At 56.0% G+C, this 18,068-nt stretch carries 22 protein-coding genes; 15 read left to right on the top strand and 7 right to left on the bottom strand.

Features of this window, described 5'->3' with window-relative positions:
- Positions 1-83 precede the first annotated feature (83 nt).
- From Q9R34_RS11065 to Q9R34_RS11040, 6 genes are all read left to right on the top strand, one after another.
- Entirely contained in the window at positions 84-1,385 is a 1,302-nt protein-coding gene (locus Q9R34_RS11065) for an MmgE/PrpD family protein (protein ID WP_485893655.1), read from the top strand.
- Positions 1,386-1,589: 204 nt separating this feature from the next.
- Positions 1,590-3,731, top strand: a complete 2,142-nt coding sequence (locus tag Q9R34_RS11060; protein ID WP_485893870.1) for a TonB-dependent siderophore receptor — start codon at positions 1,590-1,592, stop codon at positions 3,729-3,731.
- Between the two features lie 220 nt (positions 3,732-3,951).
- Complete coding sequence (locus Q9R34_RS11055; protein WP_033748479.1) at positions 3,952-4,155, top strand: hypothetical protein; 204 nt, start codon at positions 3,952-3,954, stop codon at positions 4,153-4,155.
- 187 nt (positions 4,156-4,342) lie between these two features.
- Positions 4,343-5,599 carry a mechanosensitive ion channel family protein gene (locus tag Q9R34_RS11050; protein WP_485893653.1) on the top strand — a complete coding sequence of 419 codons (1,257 nt, stop codon included), beginning with the start codon at positions 4,343-4,345 and terminating at the stop codon, positions 5,597-5,599.
- A 201-nt stretch (positions 5,600-5,800) separates the two neighbouring features.
- Positions 5,801-5,986 (top strand): con-10 family general stress protein, encoded by a 186-nt coding sequence (locus Q9R34_RS11045; protein ID WP_434123622.1) that lies wholly within the window; start codon positions 5,801-5,803, stop codon positions 5,984-5,986.
- Between the two features lie 349 nt (positions 5,987-6,335).
- On the top strand, positions 6,336-6,593 hold the full coding sequence (locus tag Q9R34_RS11040) for a hypothetical protein (RefSeq protein ID WP_485893651.1): 258 nt from the start codon (positions 6,336-6,338) through the stop codon (positions 6,591-6,593).
- A 16-nt stretch (positions 6,594-6,609) separates the two neighbouring features.
- On the opposite strand, the gene Q9R34_RS11035 is transcribed toward Q9R34_RS11040, so the two are convergent.
- Positions 6,610-7,299 carry a B3/B4 domain-containing protein gene (locus Q9R34_RS11035; RefSeq protein ID WP_485893868.1) on the bottom strand — a complete coding sequence of 230 codons (690 nt, stop codon included), beginning with the start codon at positions 7,297-7,299 and terminating at the stop codon, positions 6,610-6,612.
- A 43-nt stretch (positions 7,300-7,342) separates the two neighbouring features.
- Here Q9R34_RS11035 and Q9R34_RS11030 point away from each other — a divergent pair, with 43 nt between their 5' ends.
- From Q9R34_RS11030 to Q9R34_RS11015, 4 genes are all read left to right on the top strand, one after another.
- The gene (locus Q9R34_RS11030; protein ID WP_485893649.1) at positions 7,343-7,945 is read left to right on the top strand and encodes an XRE family transcriptional regulator; all 603 of its coding nucleotides are present in this window, start codon (positions 7,343-7,345) and stop codon (positions 7,943-7,945) included.
- Between the two features lie 31 nt (positions 7,946-7,976).
- Positions 7,977-8,870: a dihydrodipicolinate synthase family protein gene (locus tag Q9R34_RS11025; protein ID WP_485893647.1), complete on the top strand. Its 894-nt coding sequence runs from the start codon at positions 7,977-7,979 to the stop codon at positions 8,868-8,870.
- Positions 8,871-9,008: 138 nt separating this feature from the next.
- Entirely contained in the window at positions 9,009-9,470 is a 462-nt protein-coding gene (locus Q9R34_RS11020) for a YlaC family protein (RefSeq protein ID WP_434123618.1), read from the top strand.
- A gap of 80 nt (positions 9,471-9,550) precedes the next feature.
- A complete protein-coding gene (locus tag Q9R34_RS11015) occupies positions 9,551-9,808 on the top strand; it encodes a hypothetical protein (protein ID WP_434123617.1) in 258 nt (85 codons plus the stop codon).
- Between the two features lie 233 nt (positions 9,809-10,041).
- On the opposite strand, the gene Q9R34_RS11010 is transcribed toward Q9R34_RS11015, so the two are convergent.
- From Q9R34_RS11010 to Q9R34_RS11000, 3 genes are all read right to left on the bottom strand, one after another.
- Entirely contained in the window at positions 10,042-10,317 is a 276-nt protein-coding gene (locus Q9R34_RS11010) for a biofilm/acid-resistance regulator YmgB/AriR (protein WP_485893644.1), read from the bottom strand.
- 107 nt (positions 10,318-10,424) lie between these two features.
- Entirely contained in the window at positions 10,425-10,652 is a 228-nt protein-coding gene (gene ycgZ, locus Q9R34_RS11005) for a regulatory protein YcgZ (RefSeq protein ID WP_033748467.1), read from the bottom strand.
- 289 nt (positions 10,653-10,941) lie between these two features.
- Complete coding sequence (locus tag Q9R34_RS11000; RefSeq protein WP_485893642.1) at positions 10,942-11,250, bottom strand: hypothetical protein; 309 nt, start codon at positions 11,248-11,250, stop codon at positions 10,942-10,944.
- A 418-nt stretch (positions 11,251-11,668) separates the two neighbouring features.
- Here Q9R34_RS11000 and Q9R34_RS10995 point away from each other — a divergent pair, with 418 nt between their 5' ends.
- Positions 11,669-12,847, top strand: coding sequence for a diguanylate phosphodiesterase (locus Q9R34_RS10995; RefSeq protein WP_485893640.1), 1,179 nt, complete (start codon positions 11,669-11,671; stop codon positions 12,845-12,847).
- A gap of 119 nt (positions 12,848-12,966) precedes the next feature.
- Positions 12,967-13,599: an alanyl-tRNA editing protein gene (locus Q9R34_RS10990; protein ID WP_485893638.1), complete on the top strand. Its 633-nt coding sequence runs from the start codon at positions 12,967-12,969 to the stop codon at positions 13,597-13,599.
- A gap of 201 nt (positions 13,600-13,800) precedes the next feature.
- Here Q9R34_RS10990 and Q9R34_RS10985 read toward each other — a convergent pair whose 3' ends face one another.
- Positions 13,801-15,294, bottom strand: a complete 1,494-nt coding sequence (locus Q9R34_RS10985; RefSeq protein WP_485893636.1) for an alpha/beta hydrolase — start codon at positions 15,292-15,294, stop codon at positions 13,801-13,803.
- A 339-nt stretch (positions 15,295-15,633) separates the two neighbouring features.
- On the opposite strand from Q9R34_RS10985, the gene Q9R34_RS10980 reads away from it, so the two are divergent.
- Positions 15,634-15,990, top strand: a complete 357-nt coding sequence (locus Q9R34_RS10980; RefSeq protein WP_485893634.1) for a hypothetical protein — start codon at positions 15,634-15,636, stop codon at positions 15,988-15,990.
- A 51-nt stretch (positions 15,991-16,041) separates the two neighbouring features.
- Here Q9R34_RS10980 and Q9R34_RS10975 read toward each other — a convergent pair whose 3' ends face one another.
- Positions 16,042-16,350, bottom strand: coding sequence for a hypothetical protein (locus tag Q9R34_RS10975; protein ID WP_485893632.1), 309 nt, complete (start codon positions 16,348-16,350; stop codon positions 16,042-16,044).
- A 111-nt stretch (positions 16,351-16,461) separates the two neighbouring features.
- Here Q9R34_RS10975 and Q9R34_RS10970 point away from each other — a divergent pair, with 111 nt between their 5' ends.
- Both Q9R34_RS10970 and Q9R34_RS10965 read left to right on the top strand, forming a co-directional pair.
- Entirely contained in the window at positions 16,462-16,743 is a 282-nt protein-coding gene (locus tag Q9R34_RS10970; protein ID WP_485893630.1) for a VF530 family protein, read from the top strand.
- A 38-nt stretch (positions 16,744-16,781) separates the two neighbouring features.
- Positions 16,782-17,384 (top strand): LysE family translocator, encoded by a 603-nt coding sequence (locus Q9R34_RS10965; protein WP_485893628.1) that lies wholly within the window; start codon positions 16,782-16,784, stop codon positions 17,382-17,384.
- Between the two features lie 113 nt (positions 17,385-17,497).
- On the opposite strand, the gene Q9R34_RS10960 is transcribed toward Q9R34_RS10965, so the two are convergent.
- Positions 17,498-18,022: an SRPBCC family protein gene (locus Q9R34_RS10960; RefSeq protein ID WP_485893626.1), complete on the bottom strand. Its 525-nt coding sequence runs from the start codon at positions 18,020-18,022 to the stop codon at positions 17,498-17,500.
- Positions 18,023-18,068 lie beyond the last annotated feature (46 nt).

Genomic DNA, 18,068 nt, shown 5'->3' with positions numbered 1-18,068 from the left:
GGCGCCTTTGTTGCTACCCTCTGCACTCTGCTTTTTAGTCTGGAGATGACGATGCGTTTTTCCCCTGATCTGGCGGCGACGCTGTGAGCCTCACTGCGCAGCTTAGCCAGATGATAACCGGTTCCCAACCTGACGAGGCAGCGCGCCAGCGCGCGCGCGAAGGGGTGCAGGATTTTCTCGCCGTCAGCTGGCCGGTGCTCAACCGACAGGTGCCGGACAGCGGCTTGCCGCTGCTGAAAACGATTTACGGCAATAGCGGCCCGGCGTCGCGCGCGCTGCTGCTCGGCTACGCCACACACGCGCTCGACTATGACGATTTTCACGCCGACTTTCGCGGCCATCCCAGCGTGGTGATCCTGCCTGCGCTGCTGGCGTGGGCGGCGGAGAACAACGCGTTCAACGCGGCGCGCTTTTTGGACGCTTATAGCATCGGCGTGGAGATGGCCGGCCGGCTGGGTCTCGCCATGACGCAAAGCCACTACACGCTCGGTTACCACAATACCGCATCGCTTGGCACGCTGGCCGCCGCCGCGGCACTGGCGCGCTTTAGCGGCGCGGACGCGCGCCAGACCGCGGTTCTGCTCGGCATCGCCGCTACCGAAGCGAGTGGCCTGCGCGCCCAGTTCGGCTCGGCGGTGAAGCCGCTGCACGCCGGTTTCGCCGCCGAGCGCGCGGTGCGCGCCGCGCAGCTGGCGCTGGCGGGGTTCGACGGACAGCCGGAGGGCGTGCTTGAGGCCTTTATTTCGCTGGGCAGCGCGCGTGAGGCGCAGCCTGAAAAGCTGCTGGAAAACTGGGGCGCGCCCTGGCGCATTGTCACGCCGGGCCTGGAGTTCAAACCCTTCGCCACCTGCGCCGGCACGCACAGCGCGGCGGAGGCGACGCGCGAGATCCGCCAGCGCTGGAGCGGTTCGACACCAGCGCTGCTGAGCGCTATCGATCGCATAACCGTGGCCTTTCCGCCCGGCGGCGATATCGCTGCCTCAGTGCGCCAGCCGAAAAACGGCATCGAGGCGCGTTTTAGCCTGGAATATGTCATCGCCGCCATGCTGATTTACGGCGACCTGCGCATGGCGGATTTTGCCGAAGGTGAAATCAACCCGCAAATTATGGCGCTGGCGGCGAAGGTAACGCGCCAGCCCGACCAGAATGCGCCGCCGGATGCCATCAATCCCGGGTTGCGCTTTCATGAAGTGACGCTGTTTCTCAACGACGGCACGCTGCTACGCCAGCGGCGCACTCGCCAGCAGTCGCTGGCGACGCCGGTGGACGTCGCAGGCAAGCTGCGCGCGGCGCTCGACGGGCAGCCTGCACTACTGGCCTGCAGCGCACTGCGCGATGATGAGGATTTACGCCGCCTGGCGCAGACGCTGATCGCCGCGCTGTAGCGGGCGGCGCTTAGCCTTGCGGCGGCGTAAAGGCGGCGCCCGTTTTTTAACCTATTGTCCAGCAATGTAAATATGCTGACATCAACTATACAATGAGAATCATTATCACTATCATGCGCATTTACTTGCACTCATTAACGTATCAGGGAGAAAGTTTAAGTGAATGTAACGGTAGATTTCAGAAAGCGCCCTTGCGCCCTGCTGATGGTCGGCATGTTAAGCGCCACCGGCGTCGGCGCGGAAGAGACTGAAAAGCTGGCTGACGACGAGACGATGCTGGTCACCGCCGAACAGATCCTCAAGCAGCAGCCCGGCGTCTCCACCATTACCGCCAAAGATATTGAAAAAAGCCCGCCGGTAAACGACCTCTCCGACATCATCCGTATAATGCCTGGCGTCAACCTGACCGGCAACGGCGCCAGCGGCAGCCGCGGCAACAACCGCCAGATCGATATTCGCGGCATGGGGCCGGAAAATACCCTGATCCTGATTGACGGCGTGCCGGTTTCCTCGCGCAACGCGGTGCGCTACAGCTGGCGCGGCGAACGCGATTCGCGCGGGGACAGCAACTGGGTGCCGCCAGAAATGGTGGAGCGTATCGAAGTGATCCGCGGCCCGGCGGCGGCGCGCTATGGCTCCGGCGCGGCGGGCGGCGTGGTGAATATCATTACCAAGCGGCCGACCAACGACTGGCACGGGTCGCTCTCGCTGTTTACCAACCAGCCCGAAGAGAGCAAAGAGGGTGCGACCAAACGCGCCAACTTCAGCCTGAGCGGGCCGCTGGCGGGCGACGCACTGACTATGCGCCTCTATGGCAACCTCAATAAAACCGACGCCGACGCCTGGGACATTAATACCGCGCAGAACGGCTCCTGGGCCGCGGGTCGCGAAGGCGTACGTAATAAAGATATCAACGGCGTGCTCTCCTGGAAGATAACGCCAGAGCAGATCCTTGATTTCTCATACGGCTACAGCCGTCAGGGCAATATCTACGCCGGCGACACGCAAAACAGCAACGGCAATAACAGCGCCAACGGCCTGGTCGAGTCGCTGGTCGGCAGCGAAACCAACCGTCTTTACCGCCAGTCTTATGGCCTGGCGCACAACGGCATCTGGGACTGGGGCCTGTCGAAGCTGACGTTCAATTACGAGAAAACCAACAACACGCGCCTGCAGGAAGGATCCGCCGGCAGCGTGGAAGGAATGATCAACAGCAACACCTTCGCCACCAGCCGACTGGAGAGCTACCGCGGCAACGCGGAGATTAACTTCCCGCTCGACTGGCTGCGCGACCAGACGGTGACGCTGGGCGCGGAGTGGAACCATGACAGGCTGAACGATCCCGCCTCGATGCAGGCCGCCAATCAGGCGGGCGTGAATATCGGCGGCGTCAGCGGCAACGCGGCGGATCGCAGCAGCAAGAACAGCGCGACCCTCAGCTCGCTCTACTTCGAGGACAATATCGCCGCGACCGACTCGACCGAAATTATTCCCGGCATTCGCTTCGACTATCACAACAGCTTCGGCGCCAACTGGAGCCCGAGTCTGAACCTGTCGCAGGGTCTGGGAGACGATTTTACGCTTAAGGCGGGTATCGCCCGCGCCTTCAAAGCGCCAAACCTCTATCAGTCCACCGAAGGCTATCTGCTCTCGACCCGCGGCAACGGCTGTCCGAAAAATATCGCGTCAGGCAGCTGTTATCTGCTGGGCAGCGACGATCTGGAGCCGGAAGTCAGTGTGAATAAGGAGCTGGGCATTGAGTTCTCCCATCAGGGCTATGTGGCGGGCATCACCTGGTTCCGCAACGATTATAAAAACAAAATCGTTTCTGGCCGCGAGCGCGTAGGCATCGCTTCTAACGGCTATAACATTCTGCGCTGGGAAAACGCTGGCAAAGCGGTGGTCGAAGGGCTGGAAGGCAACCTGACGGTGCCGCTGATCGCCGATACGCTGGAGTGGCGCAGCAACGCCACCTATATGCTGAAGTCGGAAGATAAAGAGACCGGCAATCCGCTGTCGATTATTCCTGAGTACACCATCAACTCGCAGCTGGAGTGGCAGATGACCCGCAACCTTTCCGGCAATATCAACTGGACGATGTACGGTCGCCAGAAGCCGCGCCAGTTTTCCGAGTCGCGTCTGGAAGTGAACAATCTTTCGCAGCGCGAGGTCGGCGCCTACTCGGTGCTGGGCCTGAACCTCAACTACGACCTGACGAAAAACCTGCGCGCCAACGCGGGCGTCAGCAATCTGCTCGACAAACGGATCTATCGCGAGAACGCGGGCGCGTCGACCTATAACGAGCCTGGCCGTGCCTGGTACGCTGGCGTAACGTACAACTTCTGACCGGTCCCGCCGCCGCCGTTGCGCGACGGCGGACAGGCGAAGAAAGATTGCTGATTTAACCTGATGTAAAGCGAGGCGCGTGGGGTTATGATGCTGCCGCTGCGGGTCATGCGTCGTCACACTCCGCCGCGCCTTGCGGGAAAAAGCAGACAGATGCACAGGCGCGGATTTCGACGCCAGGCTACGCTGAATAAACCCGTAATTCAGGAGAGTAAAGCCCGTGAAATTTGAAAATCAGGATGCGTTTAAACTGGCGGTGGCGTATATGGAGCGAAAAGAGAACGTCACCGGCATTACCGTCTACTTTAAATCCTTTATCGAAACCTACCAGAAATTCGATCGCTGGCTGAGCGCCGCCGATCCGGTGCAGGCTGTCGAAGAGGAGAAAAAAGCGGCAAAAGCCAATCCCGATTCTCTGCTCTGACGCGCCGTGTGGCGGGATAAGAGGGTCGGCTTCCCCTCACTCTTACCCCGTTGTCCTGGCGCCCTTCGCCCGGCTCCGTCTGGGCGTTGTCCCCTTGCACCAGCACCTTAGCGACGCATTCGTCGCTTATCATCCGCCTCTGTTTTATGCTTAACTTTCGCTCTACCTTTTTCAGTACGTGGTAAAAATGCACTATTTTAACGATGTAATGGGCTTTATTGAGGGGAACGTCGCGCTTTCCGCCACCTTCAATATTATTCTGCTGGTCCTCGCCGGCATGGTTGCGCATCTTGTCTGTAAATTTTTCGTGGTCAAGGTGGTACGCAAAGTCTTTTTCAGCACCCATAAAAGTGACGTGCCGCTGGATAAGGATGTGAGGATATCGGAGAAGCTCTCTAACTTTATTCCGGTTATCACCGTCTATTATCTGCTGCAGTTTATGCCCGAACTGCCGGAACATCTGCAAATCGCTATCAGGACGCTGTGCGGCATTCTGTTCTTTGTCTATTTATCGATCTTTTTTAATGAAGTGCTGGAGATCGTCAATAACTCCTATTCGAAGAAATCGAAGCGTAAAAATCATTCGATTAAAGGCTATATTCAGGTCGGCAAAATTCTGGTGCATATTTTATCGGCCATTATGATCCTGGCGATTATGTCGAATAAATCGCCGGTGATTATTATTTCCAGCCTTGGAGCCGCGGCGGCGATATTGATGCTGGTTTTTCAGCATACGCTGCTGTCGCTGGTGGCCAATATCCAGCTCTCTTCTAACGATGTGCTGCAGCTTGGCGACTGGATAGAGATGCCGGATAAAAATCTCAGCGGTGAAGTCACCGATATCGCCCTGCATACCATTACCATCCGCAACTGGGATAACACCATCTCCCGCATTCCCACCAAAAATTTCCTGACGGAAACCTACACCAACTGGCAGGCGATGTTTTCGTCGGGCGCGCGGCGCATTATGCGCAGCTTTTATCTCGATCTCGATTCCGTCACCTTTGTGAATCAGGAAATGCTGCAGTCGATGACGCAGCTGCGCGGCGTCAGCGAACCGCTGTCGGTACTGCTTGACGGCCGCGACATCAGCGCCGTAGGCGATCGCTGGTTTATTGAAAACGGCATGACAAATCTTACCGTGTTCCGCCACTACCTGACCGCCTGGCTGGCGCAGCGCGACGACATTCGCAAGGATATTTATATCGTGGTGCGCGCGCTCAAGCCCTCGCCGGACGGACTGCCGATCGAGGTCTACTGTTTTACCTCGTCGACGCTGTGGGCCGACTATGAAAATTCGCAGTCGGCGATTTTCGAGTATATCTACGCCGTCGCCGGGATATTTTCGCTGCGCATCTATCAGCACCCTTCCGGCTCCGATTTCTGGCGTCTTTCGCGCGACCGCGCGCAGGCGTCAGAGGAAAACCGCTCGCCTTTCGCCTGAAAAGCCAGCATGTTCAGACCCGGTTTTAGCTTCTCTCTCTGCCGCTGCGCGCAGCGGCAAGCCCGCCCTCTTTTTATTAATGTGCATAAAATCAGCTTCTTTTGCTTAAACCTTCCCTTGCTTACGCGAGACGTCGGGCTACGCTTAAAGCGTGACTAGCTAGTCCTTTTATCTAACGGAACACTGATAGGAGTTCTACCTATGACACAACAGAAGTACAGAGGTGGCGCGGGTAATTTTGCTAACGATCCGGATCGAGCCAAAGAAGCGGGCAGCGCAGGAGGCAAAGCCAGCGGAGGCAATTTCAGAAACAATCCTGACAGAGCCAGGGAAGCCGGCCGGAAAGGAGGGCAGAAAAGCCGTCGCCCGCCTGGTAGTTCTGAGTAAGGTACCTTTTGGACTGTTGTTCGCCAGGGAGTGGCGGTTTCCTCTATCGTCACGAATGCGCATAAAAAAGGCCGCCTGAAGGCGACCTGACAGAATACGCGTGCCCCATCCGGCGCTTATCTCCGGCACTCGCAATGGCTTAGCTCTTGAAGGGGCGGAAGAAGAGTCTCACAAAATGCGTCAGGCGCTTTAACCTTTCTTGCTCAGGCAACTATTAGCCTGCTAACAAATCATGATCAGGTGAGCGCCTTGTTTCTGCTTCCCTCACGCCCCTCTCCTTTTATCGCTACACTTAACTCATCGCGGGCGTTTTTTGCCGCGCCGCACTCCCCCTGATGAGGTCAAGCCTATGCCGTCCGGACAGTTCTATATACTCAATAAGCCTGAACTGACTTTTAGCTGCAGCTATCATCTCGACAGCGTTGCCGATCGCGCATTCGAGTCGCGCATGCTGCTTGAGATCCAGAAGGAAAACCAGCCGGTTGAGGTGTTTGCGCCGCTCAGCATCGGTCAGGAGATGGTTTTCGTTTCACCCAGCGGCGAAGCGAAAAATCTCTACTTGATCAGTGAAACCGACACCCATTTTATCTTTGCTTCTCGCGCCTGAGGGCGCAGTTCAGCCTTCAAATCGGCCCTAACAGCTTCTGCTCGCATTCCACACCGGGCATGATTGTATTTAATCCGTCGGTCATCATCTGTCCGGCAGCGTAGAGCGCCTCAAGCGGCATTTGCGGCAGGCTTTCAAGAATGAACCACATTCTCCGATCCGTTACGCTCAGTCGGGTTCTTACTCCCTGCCGCCAGTTCCAGCGGCGACAGGTAACACCCTGATTATCACGCCAGATCACTTCGCCTGCCTCTGGCGTTTCAACGACTGGCTGTCCATCTTTAAGGGTATCGAACATTTCTGTGCCGTCAGCGATAACCAACTCTGGCGTGCCGACATACGCGGCGAGGTTCTCTCCCCCAACCGGAATGGCGTAGCGCAGGCTGACCGCGTTATAAAGATCGACGACAGGATCAAGCGATGCCATGCCGCCGTCACGAACGACGCGATTACGTAGTGCCTCTGCTGAGCATGGCGTGCGTTTAGGTTTTGCGCCAAACGTTCGAAACACCTCGCTCCAGGCGTTTAAATGCGCATCCGCCCAGTCTGGTTTACCCGCAAGCACCGCTGCGCAAGCTTCGCGCAGCGCCTCAGTACCGAACTGCGGAGAACGTACGGCGGCGACCTTCACCACAATGCTTAATGCGCGGAAACCCGGCGCGATATGACGGATATCTGAACTGATTGACGGCACCATTGAAGAGATCTCATAATCCAGTAATGACTAATTTATTGCATAATATCGACCGATGACCAAAAAAGTCAATATAACGACCAGCACTGGCGCCGATGCAGCGATGGTGAACGAAGCGATTTCTGCACGAATCAAGCTTTACCGCAGCCAAAAAAAATTATCGCTGGATGAGCTGTCGCGCCGGGCGGGCGTCAGTAAGGGAATGCTGGTGGAGATTGAAGCCTGCAAGGCTAATCCCAGCATTGCGCTGCTTTGTCGGCTCGCCGCGGCGATGGGCGTCTCTGTCGCCGATATCGTTGACGTCGCCAGCGATCCAAAAGTACATGTTCTTCAGCCTGAACAGATCCCTCTGCTGTGGCAGGGAGAGCACGGCGGAAGCGCCAGATTACTGGCGGGCACCCGTGGGCCCGATATGGTTGAACTGTGGCGATGGGAACTTTATCCAGGTGAGGTATTTACCTCTCCAGGACATCCATCGGAAACCTCTGAGCTGCTGCATGTGACCGCCGGGACGCTGTTGTTAACGGTAAATGGCGACGCTTATACCCTTGAAGCTGGCTATTCAGCCGTCGCTACCACCGATACGGCACACAGCTACGCCTGTGCCAGCGATGAGCCGCTTATTTTTACTATGACGGTGCATGAAAAAGCGCGCTGACGCGCGTGAACGTAATAAACTGGAGCTCGCTATGTTTACCGGACTGAGCGCTTTTCCCCTGACACCCGTGACCGCGTCAGGCATTGATGAAAATGGATTTGCCCGCATTCTTGCGCGGCTAACGACGGCCAAAGTCGACGCTATCTGTGCGCTGGGGTCGACGGGTAGCTACGCTTATCTGACGCGGCAGCAAAGATCACGCGTCGCGACGTTGGCGGTTGAGCAAGCAGAAAAAATTCCAGTGATGATTTGTATCGGCGCCGTCAGCACTTCTGAAGTGCTGCATCTTGCCGATGACGCGCAGCGCGCAGGTGCCAGCGCGCTGCTTTTGCCGCCGGTGAGTTACCAAAAGCTGAGTGAAGATGAAGTGTTTAGCCTGTTTGAAACGGTCTCTCGCTACGTTTCGGTGCCTGTTTGCCTGTATGACAATCCCGCCACAACACATTTCAACTTCTCTTCTGATCTTTACCGGCGTATCGGCAAGCTTCCTCACCTTGAATCGGTAAAAATCCCAGGCGTACCGGATGAGGCGGAACAGGCGCGCAGCCATATTAATCAGCTGCGCGCCCTGCTGCCTCAGCGAATCTTTATTGGCGTCAGCGTAGACGCCGTTGCCGGGATGGCGCTCAATGCGGGCTGCGATCTCTGGTATTCCGTTTGTGGTGGCCTTTTCCCACAGACGGCGAAGGCGATTACCGTCGCCGCCGCACTGGGCGATTGTGCGCGCGTCACCCAGTTCTCCGCGCGCCTGAGCCCGCTGTGGGCGCTCTACCGTAAGCACGGCGGAAGCATTCGCGTAATGGCGGCGGCGGCCGGCGTGCTGGGCCTGACCGATCCTGATTGTCTCCCTCGTCCGCTCCTGCCGCTTTCGGTCGAACATCGGGCTGAAATCGCCGAGGTGATTACGGCGCTGGAACTCTCCTGATCCTTTCCTCCTGACGCCGTTTCACTCAGGTGCAGCCAGGGCGTGATTCACCTGGCTGCCATTACGCTTTGTTAGCGGTATCTAATCAAACGCGATTCCTCTATACTTTCGGCGTTATTTTTAGCAGAGAGTGGTGACATGTATAGCGAATTAGAGAGCCTGTTGCAGCAAGAGCTGGATCAAATAAACCGCGCTGAAAATCGCAATGACAGACCCTATTTTGATATCTCGTTTATTAAGCAATATCCGGGGCTGTATGGCCTGATGTGCTTTCTGTTTGTGATTACCATGGGTGTCCTGCTTTATTCATCCTCATTCGGCACCATTGAATATATGGTTTGCTGCGCTATTTTCGCCATCTGTAATTTCTTCTTCTTTTTCCATATCAATCCTGCCTACCGGGTTAAGGATATCGACAGAGGCGCGCTGAAAAATTGCTATACCGGCGACTGGTATATGGAACGCCACGTGCGCGACGATTTTATTCAGTCGCTGCTTGCTGGCAACGTGCTTAGCGCTGACGAAAAGGCGCGCCTGAAGAGCCAGTACGAGAAAAAGGGCTATCTTTACTTCGCGGATATCTCCCGCCTCAGACGCTAGGTGAAAGCGAGCAGAGAATCGCCTGCAGTCCGCTATTCCTGTGCTAAGCTTTTTCCAGGTTTCAGGCGAGACGAGGAAATATGGAAAATAACCCAAACGAGAAAATGACCAATATCGTTATTGGCGAAGCCGTTATGCTGCTGGTGAGCGCGGGTGTAGATATCTCGTGGCGCACCGTGACGGAAACGCTGCAGCTTCAGCTTAAAATGGAACAGGACAGCGAGCGTCTGATGGCGATGCGCCATGCGATCAATCAGGTGCATAACGAACTGCGCGCCCACTATGGCGTGCATGGCGCAGTAACCGGTCGTCCGTTGCCAGAGAGACTGCTGCACTAACGCGGCAGTCACCGTTAAGCCTCTCAGAAAATTCCTTTTCTTATCATTGAGACTTTCGCTGACGCGCTGCCATGCCAGGCTGAAGAGAGTGAAAGCACTTAGAACAGGAGAGAGCGATGAAAATCTGGATTGCCGTTTCCCTTGCCGCCGCGTTGAGCTGTTCCGTTATGGCGTCGCAGGGGCAGTTTGAAACCACTGCGCCGGTGCCCGCAGGTCAGACGGCGCATCACTGATTAAATACCTTCGTCGTCCGGCGTGCGGCCTACCACGATCTCCAGGCAGTGACGCAGCACATCCAGTTGCACCACATCGGTGGTGCTCTCCAGTTCAGCGATGAGATAAAGAATAATCGCTTTGCTGGTAACGCGTTTGCCATGGATGACAATGTCGCGAATCACGCCATCCAGTACGCGAGACTCTGCTTCCAGGCGATCGCCCGCTTCACGGAAATGATGAATAATGTCGGCTTCTGCAGACGCGCTGTGCTGAGTATTCGGTTGAATTGACATAGTATGTTCTTTTAGTATGGCCTGCGATCATCGCGTAGCGCCGTTAAATAATGGCTGCTCAGGCTGAGCGCCGCGGCTCGGCCTGAACCAGTTGCGACATCCGGCGATTAGCGGCTGAACAGCATGCCAATGAGCAGATGAAGCTGCTGCTCTTCCTCTGGTCCCGTCGCCTGCTCCAGCCGACGGATCAGACGTGAGCACAACGCCTTGCGATTCAGGTTTTGGCCAGCGCGCAGAATCTCTGTCACAACCTGACCCAGGGTTTCCTGCTGCGAAGGCAGCGCGGTGGTGCTGATATAGCGAACTGTGTCTGCGATTACGACATTCTGGCGCATGGTGAACCCTCTGCGTTAACAAGCGATTAAATTATGGTCGTCAAAACCTGCAGTAAAGTTATACAACTCTTGCAAACTTGTACAGCCCTGCCGAGCTTGTACAGGTCTTATTTTTGTGCAAAAAGTGCTGGATCGCTGGAAAAGCTCGTATTTACAGGCTTTAAGCCGGTTAAAACGTTCAGATAAAGTTGTACAACTTTGCGGGCAGGGCAATCTGGCGCAGATAGACAGGTGTCGTCCCTGACAACGATCTCCGGCCGGGACGCGTCAGACGCGCCCGATAATGAGGTTATCTTTCATCGTCGTTTTCCGGCCGGAGCCGGATGACGTCCTCGCTGTGTTTTCCATCATCTTCCCGCCCTGCGACTGTTAGCCAGTGCAGTTCGGATCGATCCCGGATGTCATGATGCTGATAGCTCTTCAGCCAGCGTCTGGCCTCCGAGATAGCCGTTAGCCTTGCGGCGTGGGTTTCATTTTCAGCCATCCGACCCAGCTCAGCGATGAGTGTCTCAACGCTTATTTCTTTCTCACCGAGAGCCAGGCTAATGACAGCTTCGCCAATAATGGCGTGACCTTTCTCGTCGTTGTGAAATAACACGTAGTCTCCTTTTGTTTGCGAATTAGACATAACCTCATTTGTCAGTTTAGTAACCACAAACCTGGACAGAATTTTAATTTTGTAAAGGGCACCTCTGTAACGCAAAAAAAGCGCCCTTCGCTGGCCCCCCCCCAAAAAAAACTGTAACTTACCTTCAAGCGAAGCGGTAGACTAAAAAAAAGATCGCTGCTGAATTTTAATCCTTTTAAATACATAAGGTTAAAATTTTAAAAATCATAATCATAATCATGATCCCTTCTACCGCGTAAGTCGATGCAGATAACTATTATTTTTCCTCTTTTCCCGCCTGAATTAACAAAATTCATCTCGTCAGGGCACAAATACCTCAGCGTAAATTGGCGTTCGGCTACCTGTAACTGTTAATGTGGCGGCGACAATCACCAGAACCGGAGCATTCATGCTTACAACAATAATTTACCGCAGCCATCTTTCTGACGATGTACCTGTGAAATCCCTTCCTGGCATGGTGGATAAAGCCAGCCAGCTGAATGCATCCCATGAAGTGACCGGCATCCTGCTGTTTAACGGCACGCATTTTTTCCAGATTCTGGAAGGGCCGGAAGCAGGCGTGCTGGATATCTACAGCCGCATCTGCGCCGACAAGCGCCATCACAACGTGGTAGAGCTGATGCGCGACTACTCGCCAGCGCGCCGTTTCGGCAACGCCGGTATGGAGCTCTTTGATCTGCGCGAGCATGAGCGGTCCACCGTCCTGCAGGCGGTGCTGGATAAGGGCACCTCGCGCTATCGCCTCACCTACGACGATCGCGGCTTACAGTTCTTACGCACCTTTGTCGAGTCGCGCGAAAAAGAGAACTATTTTGAAGTGCCGCCGGTTGAATACTGGGACTTTATTGCCGACCAGACAGGCGCCTCAGACGCCTGGCCCGCCAATCACGGCGTGACCTTTAAGCCGGTTATCGACCCGCTGGGTCGTCAGGTCACGGCGATTGAGGCTATCGCTACGCTGAATGAAGAGGGAGAGGTCGCGCCTGAAGGTTTGCTGAAATATCAGGCCAGCCTGAACGCCGCCAGACAGGCGTTCAACCAGGCGGGCAGAGCCTGCCCGGAAGGCATGCCGCTCTACGTCAGCCTGCTGCCGATGACGCTGGTGGTCATCCCTGAGGCGGTGCGCGTGATTGTGGATGAGATCCGCAGTGCCGGACTGGTGCCGGAGCAGGTGATTATCGGCGTCAGCGAAACAGAGGTGATTTCTCAGCTTGATGCGTTTTCGGTTGCGGTAAGGCAGCTCAAGGAAGTGGGCATCAGCTTGTCGATCGATAACTTCGGTGACGGCTCTGCAGGGCTTTCCATGCTGACCCGCATTCAGCCCGATCGTATTCGCATCGGCGCGGGCATTATCCGCGACGTCCACCGCAGCGGCCCAAGACAGGCAGTGGTTCAGGCAATTATCAAGTGCTGCTCCGCGCTGGAAATTACCGTCATCGCCGCCGGCATTGAACGTCCGGAAGAGTGGATGTGGCTGGAAGCGGCAGGCGTTATCAACTTCCAGGGCCGTCTGTTCAGCGATACCGGCGCCGCCGTCGCCTGGCCGGAGCTTCGCGAAGCGATTTAACGGATTGCCCGTCGAGCAGGGATGCTCGTTCACTCTCTTCACTTCCCCTCCCTCGCCCTTTTTTATTGCATGCAGAGTCAGTATGCTGCTTCCTGTCTTTCTTTTTTACAGGAGTTGCCGTGACTGAAAAACGCTATTACGTCAGCGATGCGCTGGAGACTGAAAGCCAGGTAATAAGCTGCACGCCACAGGACGAGGATCGCTACTGCGTCATTCTTTCTGCCACGCTGTTCCATCCGCAGGGCGGCGGTCAGCCCTCTGACAGAGGCACCATTAACGACGTAAACGTGCTGCAGGTGGTGCAGGATGGCGACCAGGTGCTTCACTTTACCGATGGGCCGCTGGAGCCGGGTCCGGCACGGCTAAAGGTTGACGCCGGGCTGCGCGCCCTCCACTCCCGCTACCACTCCGCCGGCCATCTTATCGGCCTGGCGGGGGAGAAATATGGCTGGCTGGGCGTAAAAGGAAACCACAAGCCGGGCGAAGGTCGCATCGTTTTTGAGGCCGTCGCGCCTTTGACGCCTCTCACCCTTGATGAGCTTAATGCCGATGCGGCGGCGCTGGTTCAGCGCGGCGACAGTCGCGTTATCACCGACGCGGCGGGGAAACGTATGGTGACCTGGGGCGATCTCAAACCCTATGCCTGCGGCGGTACCCACGTGCAGAATACGCTGGAAATCGGCAACATCCGTATCCTTAAGCTCAAAGAGAAAAAAGGGCAGCTCTCCGTTCAGTACGAGCTGGATGCCTGAGTTTGCCCTGATCTCGATTAATCTTACCTTTCAGAGATATCGGCAAAACGTTGCGTATCTCGCCCAGGACATTCCTTACGCTGCACTATGATGAAGGGGTAACACACAGCAACGTGTTGCCTACGAAATCAAGATGCTAAAGACACGCTCTGTTGCCCGCCCCGTGCGGGCCTTTTTTGTGGACGGCATCCCTTGCCCTGGCTAGCGGCCGATGCAGGCGCGGTAATCCGCTGCGCCACTGCAGGCAATCTGTGCATTGATGCGCGCCATCATCTCGCTGAAAAAAGGATTGGAAGTGGCGCGCATAAACGTCTCCGGGCCAACAGTCAGGCTGCTGGTTTCGCCACGTAGCGAGAGAGTACCCAGCGAGATGCCGTAGCGGTTCTTCTCGCCTGGCTGCGTGCCATAGAGATCGTCGCTCAATGGAAAAGGCACGGCGATATGCGACAAAGAGAACATATCCTGCGGCCAGGCAAGGTTTAAAGGTTCAATCCGTTCGTCGACCTCGCCCGCATTGATGGTGCGCGCCTCAGTTTGATAGGTGGCTGGCGTTCGGTTAGTAATGACGGTCGTCGCGTACGCGCGCGGCGCGGCAGGCAGCAGACGACTGACCGCTGAGGGAAGCGGCGCGCGGAACAGCGCACTCATATTGGCCGCCTGGTTGATATCAAAAATCACCAGGCTGCTGCCGTTGCGCGGCAGATCGCGATAGAGCGCATCGACCACCGCGCGCGTGCTGACCGTGGCATCCATAACCGACTGAAAGGTGAGCACCGGCGCCAGCGCGCTAATCTGGCCGCTACGCGCGGCCTGAGCAATCTGCCCCTGCAGCGACTGAGTCAGCAGCCAGGACTGGCGCGCGGCGTTCACGGGAAACGAATTGTATTTGAAGGGGTTATATTCCGGTACAACGTTGAGCCAGGCGGTTCGGGCGAAGGCAGGAAACAGCGCAGGCCAGCCTGCAACACCGGCGAAACGGGCATAGCCGGTAACGCCAGTCATCGGCGACAATAAAACGATCTGCTGCGGGGCGCGCAGCGTTTTATCGCTCAGGCTCTCCAGCGCATATTTCATCGCCAGTGCGCCGCCGTTGGAGTAGCCCACCAGATGCAGCGGCCGCTGCGCGCCTGCCAGCCGGGTCGCCTCCCGCACCGCCAGCCGGGTCGCCGCCATCCAGCTCTGCCAGTTAACGGCGGTGAGGGATCCCGGCGCCGTGCCATGCCCAGGCAGCCTCGGCACAACCGCGACAAAGCCGCGCTGCTGATAATCGTGCGCCAGATAACGCACGCTGTAGGGGGAGTCGGTCAGGCCATGCAGCAGCACTACCGCGCCCCGAATGTCGCCTTTGGGCATCAGAATAAACGAGCGATTCCAGTCGGTATCGAAGCGCGCCGGATAAACTGCGCTGCCAGGATAAAAGCGGTTCAGCGCGTTTTTATCCTCATCGCTGAGCGCATCGCTCAGCTCGGTTTTCATCTCATGGAAAATGCGCGCTTCCCGCTGCTGATAGTCGGCGAAGCTGGCGCGATCAATCTCATCGGCGGACATCTCATCGGCCACCCAGCTGTGCCAGGGATGCAGCGGCGATCCCTGCTCTGACTGGTAAATACGACCGGTAAAGAAAACCAGCAGCAGAACAGCGCTGACGATCAGCGCCCGTCTGGTCAGCGTTAAGAGAGTCTGAGTCCGTGCCATCTGTTGGTCCTCCGGTAAGCTGACGGCGATTTTGTCCTAAAAGCCGCTGCGCCACCAGCCCGACATCGCCCTTAACTAAAATGCAGCCTTAACAGGTTTTAAAAAAACGTAGCCGTCAAGCCGTCGCATAAAAATGTGCGCAGCGGCACAGCAGCAATTTTTAAATCGACCATAGTGACAGGTTCATTTCAAATAAACCCTGCCATAAATAATAACAGGGTTATGTGGTAAATCATCGCCCTACTTATATACTCAACTTATAGAGTCCGAAGCATTAATTAGGCTGCAAACCGGCTTATCCGGCCTGAGCATTATTGAAAACTGACGGGGAGCTTTCCAATGCGTAATTTCAGGTTACCGCTGTTGATTGCCCTTTCTCTTTTAGGCGGCTGTCAGATGACGCCGCAGGAAGCAAGAATGAAATCTGCTGACTTTCATCAGGTTAGCAACCGAAGCGCCGGACAGTTAAGTGAATGCATCTATAGCGGCTGGTCATCCACCGAGGTTGTGCAAAAAGATAACACCACCCATCTTGAGCATGAAAACCAAAGAGTGACGGTCTATACCTGGGAAAATTCAATGTTCGCCGATGTGTATAAACGCGGCGCAGGATCGGAGGTGCATTTTTATAAAACCTTTACCATGGGGCCGGAAGTGCTCGCGGATCGCAGCCGCATAGTGAAACGCTGCGCCTGACGCGTATTTATATCGGCTGGCCGACGCCAGCCGATCATCCGTTAATTAATCTCAGCGACGGCCTTTAATTACCGAGGCTTTCCAGCTGAAATCGGGAACTTCGCTCTCTTTCATCGCTTCAGGTTTCTTTCTGCGCGCGGGCGACTTTTTAGCTTTTTCGGCCTGCGCTTTTTGTTTCGCCAGTTTCACGCTCATAATCTGCTGCCGGGCTTCGGCGGTAAACTCTTTCTCTTTTTTGACGTCCGGCTCTTTGCCGGTACGCTGGCGATACTTTTCCATTAATCCTTTTATAACGCCCTCTACCGCCAGCCGCTCATCCGGGTTGAACTGGTCGATGGAAATCATCTTTTTATCGTTCATAGCGTCGCGTCCTGAGTGAATGCACAGCGGTGAGTGTACGCTGAATAGTGATTGATTGCTGCTGCTTCGGCTTTCTTGTACCCTTCCCGCTCCCTGACAGAAGGAGTTCATATGACCGATCATCGCACGAAAGACCCGCTGCACGGCGTCACGCTAGAAATGCAGGTGAATGCATTAGTGACGCGCTTTGGCTGGCTGGAACTAAGTAAACGGAGCGCTATCAACTGCTTCAAAAACGATCCGAGCGTTAAGTCGAGTTTGAAATTTTTGCGTCGTACGCCCTGGGCGCGCGCCGAAGTGGAAGCCCTCTATCTCGATTCGCTGAATGAACCGGCTGTTGAAGCCAGCGCCGAGCCAGCATTTAATCCCTGGACGGCCGGTCGGAATAAGTAGAATAAGTAGTTGAGCGCTGAAACGGCTATCGTCGATCTATGAATATCGATCTGCTGGGTTTCTTGCCCGCCCTGCTGCCTGTGGCCCTCTCGCCCGGCGCCAGCTTTACGCTGGTGATGAACAGCGCGTTGGCCGGCGGGCGTAAAGGGCTTTACCGGACGCTGACTGGAACAGCGATAGGCATCTATACCCATGCGCTGCTTATCGGGCTCGGTATCACCGCTGTTATCGCGTCGGCACCGCTGCTCTCTGGCGCGCTGCAAATCGCAGGCACGCTCTATCTTCTCTGGCTCGGCATCCAGCTTATTTGCAGCGCTCTTCGCGCCAGCCAGACGGCGTCTGAAAAGCCTGTCGCTTCCGTTACGGTAAAAGAGGCCTGGCTCGCTAACCTCCTTAACCCCAAAGCCGTCATGTTCTATCTGACGGTGGTTTCGCCGTTTGCAGGCCGTCATGGTGGCCTTTCTTCCTTTCTGCTGCTGGCCTCAGTTCATATCGTGGTGATGAGCGTCTGGCTGCTTGCAGTTAGCCATACGCTGATTTTTTCGGCCAGGAAGGCCGACCCCGCCCGCCTTAAAAAATATGTCAATATCGCTGGCGGGCTGGTGCTCATTTTTATTTCGGTAAAAGGTCTGATGCGCTGACCTTATCGCATTCTCCTGAGGCTTATTCACCGCTTAAAGACGGAATGGCGAAACGAAGATGCGTAAGCCGGGTATCAGCAACGGCGCTGTCGGCATCATCCAGCGAGTGTCAGTCAGCGCGACTGCCGCGCGCGCGCCGCCGCGATCAGCCCGTCCAGCCACTCCTGATGACCATTGATCATGGGATTGGGTTTCGTCTTTGCCAGCTCTTTAGCGGGTTTGCCGTTCTGAACCTCTTGCGTAAGGATGCGCACGCGCTTGTCTGATAAATCTTCAATCAGCCAGGCGTGCAGGACATCCAGCCGATCGTCGCTGCCCTCTTCTCCCGCCCAGCCGTGCCAGGAAAGACGCGCGGGCTCGCCCTCTGTGGGCGCAACATATTCAGTCACCTGCGCCTCTACCGGGAAGCCGAAGGTTTCAAAGTAGAATCGGACATCCTGCGCCAGCTCGGGGCCTTTATCGTCATAAAAGCGCGGATTCGCTGAGTTCTGATAATAACTCGGCCATAGCGACGGCTGGTTCAGCAGCGGCCAAATCTCCCTGCTGCTCAGGCCGGAAACAATCACTTCGTTAGAACAAAAATTGTCGCTGAAGCCCGGCACAAAACCGTCGGGCCAGTTAATGGCATTCATTTTCATCGTTTTTTTCCTGGATTACGGGGCTACCAGCCTCGGTAGCGAACAA

The sequence above is a fragment of the Enterobacter sp. BRE11 genome, from assembly GCF_031844285.1.
In the GTDB taxonomy this organism is placed as follows: domain Bacteria; phylum Pseudomonadota; class Gammaproteobacteria; order Enterobacterales; family Enterobacteriaceae; genus Pantoea.
The sequence above is the reverse complement of the archived record's forward strand: the minus strand, read 5'-3'. Positions and strand labels throughout refer to the sequence as shown.